The organism is Microcoleus sp. S36b_A4, assembly GCF_036700645.1.
Taxonomy (GTDB): Bacteria; Cyanobacteriota; Cyanobacteriia; order Cyanobacteriales; family Microcoleaceae; genus Microcoleus.
Genome location: NZ_JAUBPI010000149.1, coordinates 1 through 9,969 on the forward strand (window position 1 = coordinate 1; position 9,969 = coordinate 9,969).

10 protein-coding genes are annotated in these 9,969 nt (G+C 46.2%); 5 read left to right on the forward strand and 5 right to left on the reverse strand.

The genetic code is table 11. From position 1 onward, the window contains the following. The first annotated feature begins 105 nt into the window (after positions 1–105). Positions 106–945 (forward strand): HEAT repeat domain-containing protein, encoded by an 840-nt coding sequence (locus QUA03_RS27335; RefSeq protein ID WP_333216647.1) that lies wholly within the window; start codon positions 106–108, stop codon positions 943–945. Positions 946–966: 21 nt separating this feature from the next. Here QUA03_RS27335 and QUA03_RS27340 read toward each other — a convergent pair whose 3' ends face one another. Then, positions 967–1,671, reverse strand: a complete 705-nt coding sequence (locus tag QUA03_RS27340) for a DJ-1/PfpI family protein (RefSeq protein WP_333216649.1) — start codon at positions 1,669–1,671, stop codon at positions 967–969. Positions 1,672–1,763: 92 nt separating this feature from the next. Between QUA03_RS27340 and QUA03_RS27345 the strand changes: the two genes are divergently transcribed. Together QUA03_RS27345 and QUA03_RS27350 are read left to right on the forward strand one after the other, a co-directional pair. Then, positions 1,764–2,486 (forward strand): LuxR C-terminal-related transcriptional regulator, encoded by a 723-nt coding sequence (locus QUA03_RS27345; protein ID WP_333216651.1) that lies wholly within the window; start codon positions 1,764–1,766, stop codon positions 2,484–2,486. A gap of 70 nt (positions 2,487–2,556) precedes the next feature. Next, positions 2,557–3,183, forward strand: a complete 627-nt coding sequence (locus tag QUA03_RS27350) for a HEAT repeat domain-containing protein (RefSeq protein ID WP_333216653.1) — start codon at positions 2,557–2,559, stop codon at positions 3,181–3,183. Here QUA03_RS27350 and QUA03_RS27355 read toward each other — a convergent pair. Continuing rightward, positions 3,172–3,465, reverse strand: coding sequence for a DUF2103 domain-containing protein (locus QUA03_RS27355; protein ID WP_333055302.1), 294 nt, complete (start codon positions 3,463–3,465; stop codon positions 3,172–3,174). The two genes, QUA03_RS27350 and QUA03_RS27355, sit on opposite strands and share 12 nt — an antisense overlap. Positions 3,466–3,565: 100 nt before the next feature. Then, positions 3,566–4,033, reverse strand: a complete 468-nt coding sequence (locus QUA03_RS27360) for a response regulator (RefSeq protein ID WP_333216656.1) — start codon at positions 4,031–4,033, stop codon at positions 3,566–3,568. A 428-nt stretch (positions 4,034–4,461) separates the two neighbouring features. On the opposite strand from QUA03_RS27360, the gene QUA03_RS27365 reads away from it, so the two are divergent. Next, positions 4,462–4,788, forward strand: a complete 327-nt coding sequence (locus QUA03_RS27365; protein ID WP_333055299.1) for an antibiotic biosynthesis monooxygenase — start codon at positions 4,462–4,464, stop codon at positions 4,786–4,788. Here the strand turns inward: QUA03_RS27365 and cas6 are convergent, their stop codons facing one another. Together cas6 and QUA03_RS27375 are read right to left on the reverse strand one after the other, a co-directional pair. Next, positions 4,789–5,670: a CRISPR-associated endoribonuclease Cas6 gene (cas6, locus tag QUA03_RS27370; RefSeq protein ID WP_333216658.1), complete on the reverse strand. Its 882-nt coding sequence runs from the start codon at positions 5,668–5,670 to the stop codon at positions 4,789–4,791. Between the two features lie 194 nt (positions 5,671–5,864). Beyond that, positions 5,865–6,947, reverse strand: coding sequence for a class I fructose-bisphosphate aldolase (locus tag QUA03_RS27375; RefSeq protein WP_333216660.1), 1,083 nt, complete (start codon positions 6,945–6,947; stop codon positions 5,865–5,867). A gap of 224 nt (positions 6,948–7,171) precedes the next feature. On the opposite strand from QUA03_RS27375, the gene QUA03_RS27380 reads away from it, so the two are divergent. Next, a complete protein-coding gene (locus QUA03_RS27380; RefSeq protein WP_333216662.1) occupies positions 7,172–9,802 on the forward strand; it encodes a M1 family metallopeptidase in 2,631 nt (876 codons plus the stop codon). The last annotated feature ends 167 nt before the right edge of the window (positions 9,803–9,969 follow it).

Sequence of the window (9,969 nt, forward strand, 5' to 3'; positions counted from 1 at the left end):
TAGTCTAGAACCACTATTTTTAGGGGTGAGAGGTGAAGCCCTTTATTGATTCGCCAACAGTCTCTTTCAATCGCCGAATAACTAATAACTAATAACTAATAAATAATGACTATGAATTATTACGAATCCGACTCACCGCCGGCGGGTGTAGCTGAGGGCGAGTCTTTAACTGTTGAACAGGCGATCGCAAATTTGCACTCCCAAGATTACAGTCTCCGGTATTATGCTGCTTGGTGGGTGGGCAGATTTCGAGTCAAGGAACCGGCAGCTATTGCAGCTTTAATTGCCGCATTGGAAGAAGAGTCAGAACAAACAAAAATCGGCGACTATTCCCTATTACGAAATGCGGCGCGGGCTCTGGGTAAATTGGGTGACAAACAAGCCTTGCCAGCCCTGATTCGCTGTTTGGAATGCGCTGATTATTACGTGCGGGAAGCGGCGGCTCAAGCTCTAGAAATGCTGGGCGATCGCGATTCTATTGGGCCGCTAATGAAGTTATTGGATGGGGGCGTAGCTGTGGCTGTGCGAGTGCCAGGAAAATCGCACCTCGTGCAACCTTACGACTCGGTAATTGAAGCTTTGGGAACGCTGCAAGCTACAGAAGCAATACCGCTAATTTCACCTTTTTTAGAACATTCTGTGGAGCGGGTGCAGTACGCTGCGGCGCGGGCGATGTATCAGTTAACTGGAGAGCGGGTTTACGGAGAGCGATTGGTAAGTGCTTTGAATGGGGATAATTTGCAGTTGAGGCGATCGGCGTTGATGGACTTGGGGGCGATCGGCTATTTGCCGGGAGCGCAAGCTATTTCTGAAACTTTAGCAGAAAATAGCCTGAAATTGATAGCGCTCAAAGGAGTTTTGGAGCATCACCTCAATCAACAAGAATCACTATATTTGTCAGATGAAGCTATCCAAGTTATGAACTTAATGGATAGCCTTTTGTAAATAGCGCAGGTAACTATTAACTTAATGATTAATACCCAATTCGAGCGCTGTTTGCTTCGTTGCCGCGAGGGATGCCTTTATTAGCTGTTCGCCAAATTTCTTCACTTGCTCAACTAAAATCTCTCCAGCACTTTCGGGAGAACCAGCATTAAAAGGTGGTGCGGGATTATACTCTAGAAGTAACTGAATCATTTTGGCAGTTTCCTCGCCGTAGAGTTTGGCAACAACTACCAATCCAAAATCGATACCAGCAGTTACGCCACCGCCTGTGATGCGATCGCGATCGACAACAACTCTTCCCGTTCCAACTTCAACACCCAGCATTGCTAACTGGTCGCGAAATGCCCAATGGCAAGCAGCGCGGTATCCTTGAAGGAGTCCAGCAGCAGCTAAAATCAAAGAACCCGTACAAACCGAGGTGATATATTTGGCTGTTTTTCCCTGTTGGCGCAGAAATTCCAGTACCTCCGCATCCTGCATCATTTCCACCTGCCCGATCGCGCCACCGGGAACGCACAAAACATCTAAAGACAGACAGTCATTGAAGGTGGCGGTAGGTAAAATCGTCATCCCCTCGCTACTCGTCACTGGTTCGAGAGTCTTCCACAACAGCAGAACACGAGTGTCAGGCATCATGGAAAATACCTGGTAAGGCCCAGTCATATCGAGTTGAGTCATGCCAGGAAAAATCACCAGACCAATGTAATATTTTGCTTGATTTGTCATTTTTCAAATTATTGGAACCTTTGCTAGAGATTATCGTAGGAAGTAATCTCAAAATTGCATAGTCCCCATGTGAGTACACTTTGAACCCATCAATGACTAATTCTCTTTATGCCCTATTTGACGCGATCGCCTCTGCTCGCGACGAGCGCGAACTTCGACTGCGGTTTATGGATGGAGTGGGCGAGCATTTTGGAGTACAGCGTTGGGGAATCTATTTCTTTGGCGAACACTCCGGCATTGCCGAGATTGATGTTCGGGGCGTACCCAATGTTAGTGCTTTTGTAGAGCGCTACGAAAAAGTTGGTCGAGCCGTCGATCCGGTGTTGCGCTACGTGCTTGAGTGCCATGCTCCGGCTCACGAAGAAATGGTGCTACCTCTGGGAGGTTGGAAGCATTGCGAACTTTATCAGCACTGTTGCGCCTACTACGATCACGAACACATAATAACTGGGCCAATTGTAGGCGACGGCCGTCTTATTGGTACAGTTAATTTAGCCCGCGTCGGTGATACACCTGCATTTGGTGGTGGGGAAGTTGCTCGCTTGAGCGCGCTATGTCTTCACCTGTCAGCCCGTCTGGCAAAGTTACAGGTGCCGGAGGCAAGATTCATTTCGCCGTTAGCGAGTCGTTTGACACCGCGAGAGGTACAAATTGCTGAACTGGTAGCACAAGGACTAACGAATGCTGAGATTGGTGCAGCGCTGTGGATTACGCAAAATTCTGTCAAGCAAGCTCTCAAACGGATGTTCCGCAAGCTGAATGTTTGTTCTCGGACTGAGATGATAGCGCAACTTCAAGGGATTTTAGGTTCATAGGAAATATTGTGAAAATGAGCAATCTAAAATCTCAAATCGTTTGTAAACCTGCTGTAAATACTATAAATAAATGGCATTAGAACTAATTCAGGCTGTCGAACAAGCAGATTCTTCCGAAGGCTTGTTAAATGCAGTCAAAGCACTGGCGGCGACTCCCTCAACACAAGCAATTCCTACCTTAATTACAGTGCTCGGTTACAACAACCCAGGCGCCGCTGTTGCCGCCGTGGATGGGCTAATTCAGCTCGGAGAAGCTGCGGTGCTGCCGCTTCTAGAACAGCTTGACGGCTACAATTACGGGGCGAGAGCTTGGGCTGTTCGGGCTTTGGCGGGAATTGGCGATCCCAGGGGTTTGGAGATTTTGCTGGATGCAGCGGCGAATGACTTTGCTTTGAGCGTGCGGCGGGCGGCGGTTAGGGGTTTGGGGACGATTTGCTGGGAATTGATGCCCACAGAACAAATTGCAGATGCTCAACTTCGCACTGTGAAAACGCTACTGCAAGCGTCCCGCGATCCAGAATGGGTGGTGCGCTACGCAGCAGCGGGGGGTTTGCAAGCTTTGGCGGCTGCTGCGACTGTTAAACCGGATTGGTTAGCGGAAGTTTCGGCCAGACTTGAGGAAATCACCCAAAGCGATGAAACTACTTCGGTGAAAGCCCGGGCTTTGCTTGCTAAGAAAATATTGTCACTTGGGTAGGGTTTGGGCGATCGTCTCTTCCAAGTCGCCTTGAGTGAGAGTCGTTAATATAAAGACTTCTTGTACGGTTTTGCCCTGTCTGGCGATGATTTTAAATCCCCCGCGGATGGGTACTGACACTCTTAATGTCATGCGGGGGATGTGTCCTTTAACTTTGTTGATGACGCCCGGAGTTACTGTTTGAATGCCCATTTTTAGGGTGAGGCGCTCTAAAATTGGTATCAAACCGGGAAGGTGGGTAGAGTGGTTCCAAACTAGGCGGCCTTTGGGTTGTGCGTTCATAAATATTTAACCAAATTCAACATACCCAGTCTAAGCCACCCCTGGGGGGAACCAATTTGAAATTCCCTCAACTTATGTATCAATAACGTTACTGTGAGTGTCATTGCCAGCAAACCGAGACAATCTCAAACCGAGATTTTTGGTTCCGGGCACGCAAGCTAAGATTTGATGGCGCAGAATTGTCCTGTACTTTTTGATGTGGTGGGTTGGTAACTGTCGGTTTTTCTAGTTGAGTGGCGATCGCCCCGAGCATTGCTGCGACACTGCAAGGTTTTTTGAGATAGCCGTCTGCTTTAAGTTCCAGGGCTTTTTCCATTTCGGAGGCTGTCATAAAAATAAACGGAATGCTGGCGGTTGCAGGGTGCGATCGCACGGCTGCGAATACTTCAAAACCGTCGAGTTCCGGCATGATGACATCTGACAAAATTAAATCGGGAATTTGGGCAGCTAACTGGATACCAACTTGTCCGTTTTCGGCGCCGACAGCTTCAAAACCGCGCGATTCCAGAAGTTCTAATACGGTTTCTCGGATTAAGTTATCGTCTTCAATTACTAATATTTTTTTCATTTGTTTGAACAGGCTCTTTACTTTGTTTGTATCTCTCTGTTATCATTCTTACAAATTAGTTTTAAATAATTCAATAGGGTTATTGCAAAAAACCGCTTTTGACTGGCAACTGTTTACGGCTTTGTGTATGCTCGCAGCTAAGCACAACACTTGAGTTATCCGCAGCTTTACCCTGTGTACTAGCACTAGAAGTCGCTCCAGCGTACCTAGGATTGTGAACGTCTAAAATCCGCGATTCAATAGTTTATTTAATCAAGATTCTAGCCGCCTGACTTAAAAAGTTTCTATTTGAGTGGCGATCGCAGTTACGTGTAATTAATAAATCCGCCGATGAGCTAAGCGCGAAACTCCAACCTGTGCAGTTCACAAATTTCGGGCGATCGGGTAAAATCTAACTTAGTGTATCGCTATTAAGTGAGGAAAAGGATATGTCAGAATTTCTCGACTTTCTCAGACATCAGTTTGCCTACGTTGCCATTGGCGAATTTAAACCAGGAAAATTTGAAGCTGCAGAACAACTTTTTGAAAAAGCCGTTGCAACTTATGCCACAGGTTTTAAGGGAGCATACCTGCTGCAATTGCCCAATACAGACAAAGGTATTGCCATCATTTTTTGGGAAAGCGTAGAAGATATGGCAGCCAATCAAAGCGAAGCTTATCAGGAAATATTGAAGCAGATGGCGCCTTTGTTTGCGAAAATACCAGACACTGATGTTTATGAAATTGTTAGTGAAATTCAGCCAAAAAGTGAATGATTAAAAAACCTGCAATCGGCGCGTCATTCCCATTCCCATCGGCGTCTTTCGCCCGACTCCACTGTAAAGCGCAAAATCTGCTAAAGTGTTAATTTGCTTGATAGTAGCAGGAGCTATATCTCCCATAATTCGGTAACTAATATCCCCGACGCAGCCAATAAATTTACTGCGAGAATCTGTACTAACTTCTGTTCTGATATCGAAGAAACTGGGAAAAATAGCTTCTGTGAAAGTAGGTTCGATCGCAATCCGGCTGTACTTGTTCCAGCGATTAGCTAAACTGCCAAAAATACTCTCACGAGTGGGCATAGCACTATCGTAGACACCTTGCCGAAAATTAGTAGGAGTGCAAAAACTAAAAGCTATTTGGCGCTCAGTTTCCGAAGCTCTCTCGAACAATTCAGCGTAAGTACAAAAGTTTACCCAAGGCTGGTTGGATTGCGGTTCCCTCAAAATATTAGTAATGTATATATTTGTCGGCCCCAGATGCCAAGGGCGATCAAAATTGAGTTGCTGCCAAAGTTGAGTTAGGCGATCGAACAAACCGTCATCCAGCAGAGAAATTCGCCACCAAATCGGCGTATTTTCCTGAATAGCTTGCTTGTGTTCCCACTGTACAGCCGGAGATATTGTGCGGGAATCCGGAGGCAAAGCTCTCTTTTGTCGCTGCGGCGTACTGCTTTTGTAAGCCTCTTTTCTGCTTACTTGAAACGGGCTTAAAGTGAAAGCTTTTTCATGAGATTGATCGTGCAGGTAGGCGCTCAAATCGCTGTCTACAGCACTCACAAGGTTCAAAAACAAAGCGTGGAGATGCCGTCCCGTTAAAAACTGAGATGGAATTGGTGCAACTGGCAGCAGGTTTAAAACAAGGCTGTGGGGCATTTTTAAATTTATATTATACTGTGTCTGTATATATGTTCAGCTATTACTAATATTACAGCTAAGTTGCAACTTATATTAAGGAATTTTAATCACGTAAGGTGCACAGTGTGCACCCTACGTTTACGACGATTTATGGGTCGTGTACACCTACGTTTAGGTTGTGATATTGACGCACATCTCTGCACTGTGAATTTTTAGGCGATCGAGATTTCTGGCGACAAATAAACGTCTTGAATGGCGTGGAACAATTTTACGCCTTCTTCAAAGGGACGCTGAAAAGTTTTGCGGCCGGAAATTAAGCCGCAGCCGCCAGCACGCTTGTTGATTACCGCCGTGCGAATTGCTTCTGCAAAATCGCTTTTCCCCGAAGCACCGCCGGAGTTAATTAAACCCATCCTTCCCGCATAACAGTTGAGAACTTGATAGCGAGTTAGATCGATCGGGTGATCCGTTGTTAAATCCGAATAAACGCGCTTGTCGGTTTTGCCGTAACTGTGACCGCTAGCTTTAGCCACAGCTTCGTAACCGTTGTTGCATTCGGGCAACTTCTGCTTGATAATGTCAGCTTGAATTGTCACTCCCAAATGATTTGCTTGCCCGGTTAAATCCGCCGCAACGTGATAATCTTTGTCTTGTTTAAAGATATCATTGCGGAGATAGCACCACAGAATTGTCGCCATTCCGTATTCGTGAGCGTGGGCAAAAGCTTGACTGACTTCTTGGATTTGTCGCGTCGATTCGGGAGAACCAAAATAAATTGTTGCTCCGACTGCTGTTGCTCCCAAATTCCAAGCTTGCTCGACGGTCGCAAACATTATTTGGTCAAATTGATTGGGATAAGTCAGCAATTCGTTGTGATTGAGCTTGACAATAAAAGGGATTTTGTGCGCGTATTTGCGAGATACGCTTCCCAAAACTCCCAGGGTTGTCGCGACAGCATTGCAGCCAGCAGAAATTGCTAATTTAATGATATTTTCGCTGTCAAAATAGATTGGATTCGGTGCAAAAGAAGCGGCCGCCGAGTGTTCGATTCCTTGGTCTACGGGCAGGATGGATAAATAGCCGGTATTGGCCAAGCGTCCGCTAGAATAGAGTTGCTGAAGCGATCGCAAAACTTGGGGAGATCGATCGGTTTGAGCAAAAATGCGATCGACCCAATCCGGACCCGGCAGGTGCAACAAATCTTTAGAAACTTTTGCTTGATGGGTGAGCAAGTCTTCGGCTTCGTCGCCAAGCCAAGATTCGATCGAACTGGGAACTGATAGTGTAGCTGTCATACAGATTTCCCTCTCAATTTCAATTGCAGGATGATGATTGCAGACATTAACCTTGCTGATATTGTAGCGAAAAAATCATATTTTCTATCCCGTCAACGCTCGACCCAGTTTTTAACAAGTTAGCGACAACAGCAGCTAGGACGCGCTACTCTATAATAAGCTGGCAGTTCAGCCGGATCTGCGCTGCCAGCGATCGCCGATCGACTCACAACTTTGCCATCACAATGTCACACACTTACTTTGATTCTGAAAACGGTCACAAATCCTTCGAGATGCCCGGTGCCAGGCCCCACTACAACCCCGATCGCCCTGGTCAAGTAGAGCACATTTTCCTCGACTTAGTGCTGAATATTCCCAAACAAAGCTTTCGTGGCACTTGCAGCATCCGCATCAATCCAGTCCGTAGCGGTATTGACAAATTAACCTTAGATGCTGTCAATCTGAATATCAAATCAGTAAAAGTCGGCGAAATTGAACAAAATTTCGACAGCGATGGCGAAGTCTTGCAAATTCAACTACACGAACCAACAGAAGCTTACCAACCAATTACAATTGCGATCGAATACTCGGTCGAAAAACCCCAGCGCGGCCTCTATTTCGTCGGCCCGGACAAACACTATCCAGACAAACCAACACAAGTTTGGACTCAAGGCGAAGACGAAGATTCCCGCTTCTGGTTTCCCTGTTTCGACTATCCCGGACAGTTGGCAACTTCGGAAATTCGAGTGCAAGTTCCGAGACAACTCTTTGCTATTTCCAACGGCGAATTAATTAGTACAAAAAACGAAGGCGACGATAAAATTTATCACTGGTCCCAAACCCAGGTACACCCGACCTACTTAATGACCTTAGCAGTAGGAGATTTTGCCGAAATTAAAGACGAATGGAACGGCAAACCAGTTAATTATTACGTGGAAAAAAGCCGCGAAGCAGACGCTAAGCGCAGCATGGGCAAAACGCCTCAAATGATAGAATTCTTCTCTAAAGCATTTGGCTATCCTTACCCTTTTCCTAAATACGCTCAAGTCTGCGTCGATGATTTCATCTTCGGCGGTATGGAAAATACTTCAACAACTTTGCTGACAGATAGGTGCTTGCTAGACGAACGCGCCAGCCTCGACAATCGCGGCACTGAAAGCTTGGTAGCCCACGAATTGGCTCACCAGTGGTTCGGGGATTTAGTAGTAATTAAACATTGGTCTCATGCTTGGCTGAAAGAAGGCATGGCTTCTTATTCCGAGGTGCTGTGGACTGACAAAGAATACGGCAAAGAAGACGCGGCTTACTATATGTTAAATGAAGCCCGCAATTATTTAGCAGAAGATAGTTCTCGCTATCGGCGCCCGATCGTTACTCACGTTTACCGCGAAGCCATTGAATTGTACGATCGCCATTTGTACGAAAAAGGTGCTTGCGTCTATCACATGATTCGCGCCGAGTTGGGCGACGAATTATTTGACAAAGCAATTCACACTTTTGTGCGTGATAACGCTCACAAAACTGTAGAAACCATCGATTTGCTCAGGGCGATAGAAAAGGCTACGGGTCGCAATCTCATGTTTTTGTTTGACCAGTACGTTTATCGCGGCGGTCATCCAGATTATAAGGTTGGTTATTCCTGGGATGGTGACAGCAAATTAGCAAAAGTTACTGTCACTCAAACTCAGGTAAAAGATAGCAAAAATGGCAACGGCAACAGCAAAGATGTCTTTGACCTAAAAATTCCGATCGGCTTCGGTTACAAGCCAGAAAAAGAAGCAGATGATGACAGTTGGGCACGTTCAAGCCAGAACCTAAAAACTTTCACAGTCCGAGTGCATGAGCGCGAGCAAAGCTTCTATTTCCCTCTCGAAGAGAAGCCTGCATTTATCAGTTTTGATGTCGGCAATAAATACTTAAAAACAGTTGTGTTAGAGTATGGAGTTGCGGAACTAAAAGCTCAGTTGCAGTTCGATCCAGACCCGGTTTCCCGGATTTACGCGGCCCAAGCTTTGGCGAAGAAGGGAGGGCTGGAAGCCGTGAAAACGCTGTCAGAAGTTCTCAAGAAAGAGCCGTTCTGGGCAGTACGGGCCGAAGTTGCCGGTCAGTTAGTTGAAATTAAACTCGACCAAGTTTTTGAAGGTTTAGTAAGTGGTTTAAAAGATAAAGATGCTCGTGTTCGTCGCGCTGTGGTGAATGCGCTGGGTAAAATCCAAACTCACGAAAGTTATAAAGCGCTGAGATCGATCGTCGAAAAAGGCGACGACAGCTATTATGTAGAAGCAGCAGCAGCGACTGCTATGGGCTCCATTGCAGGGGCTAACCCCGACGAAAAACCGAGCGACGAACAGGTACTGAAAGAGTTAAAATTGGTGCTGAAAGAGCGTCAGGGGTGGAATGAGGTAGTGCGATCGGGTGCGATCGCCGGTTTGGCGCAGATGAAAACTTCGGAAGATGCGCTGAATTTAATATTGAAATACACAGCCGTCGGCACTCCGCAAGCTTTGCGCTTGGCTGCAATTCGAGCTTTGGGCACAATTTCGAGTGGTCAAACGAAGGTCAATTTAGAACGGATTTTGCAGCGATTGGCAGAATTATCTAAAGAGACGTTTTTCTTGACTCAAGTCTCTGTAGTAGCGGGATTAGGACAAATGCAAACTCGCAAAGCAATTCGCATTTTGCGTTCTTTAGCTGACCAAACTCCCGATGGCCGCGTTCGCCGCATGGCTGATGAAGCTGTGCAAAGAGTGCAGAAAAATTCTGGTTCTGATGCAGCGGTAAAGCAGTTGCGGGAGGAATTAGACCAGGTGAAAAAGGAGAATCAAGATTTGAGGAGTCGGATGGAAAATTTGGAGGCTAAGGCGAAGAAAGATTAGGTGTAAAACCCCATACCGGCGCAGATAAAGGCAGATATTGGCGATCGGCTTTTATCTGCTTGTCGGTAGAGGATTTCGCGCAGTTATTATAATACAGCACTTTGCTTAACGATTAGGTACAATATTAGAGGTGGTAAGAAAGAGAAAAATGAAACCCTACTCCCTAG

Coding starts and splice junctions, on each gene's coding strand:
- QUA03_RS27335 (WP_333216647.1), top strand. CDS start 106: ATGACTATGAATTATTACGAATCCGACTCACCGCCGGCGGGTGTAGCT.
- QUA03_RS27340 (WP_333216649.1), bottom strand. CDS start 1,671: ATGACAAATCAAGCAAAATATTACATTGGTCTGGTGATTTTTCCTGGC.
- QUA03_RS27345 (WP_333216651.1), top strand. CDS start 1,764: ATGACTAATTCTCTTTATGCCCTATTTGACGCGATCGCCTCTGCTCGC.
- QUA03_RS27350 (WP_333216653.1), top strand. CDS start 2,557: ATGGCATTAGAACTAATTCAGGCTGTCGAACAAGCAGATTCTTCCGAA.
- QUA03_RS27355 (WP_333055302.1), bottom strand. CDS start 3,465: ATGAACGCACAACCCAAAGGCCGCCTAGTTTGGAACCACTCTACCCAC.
- QUA03_RS27360 (WP_333216656.1), bottom strand. CDS start 4,033: ATGAAAAAAATATTAGTAATTGAAGACGATAACTTAATCCGAGAAACC.
- QUA03_RS27365 (WP_333055299.1), top strand. CDS start 4,462: ATGTCAGAATTTCTCGACTTTCTCAGACATCAGTTTGCCTACGTTGCC.
- cas6 (WP_333216658.1), bottom strand. CDS start 5,670: ATGCCCCACAGCCTTGTTTTAAACCTGCTGCCAGTTGCACCAATTCCA.
- QUA03_RS27375 (WP_333216660.1), bottom strand. CDS start 6,947: ATGACAGCTACACTATCAGTTCCCAGTTCGATCGAATCTTGGCTTGGC.
- QUA03_RS27380 (WP_333216662.1), top strand. CDS start 7,172: ATGTCACACACTTACTTTGATTCTGAAAACGGTCACAAATCCTTCGAG.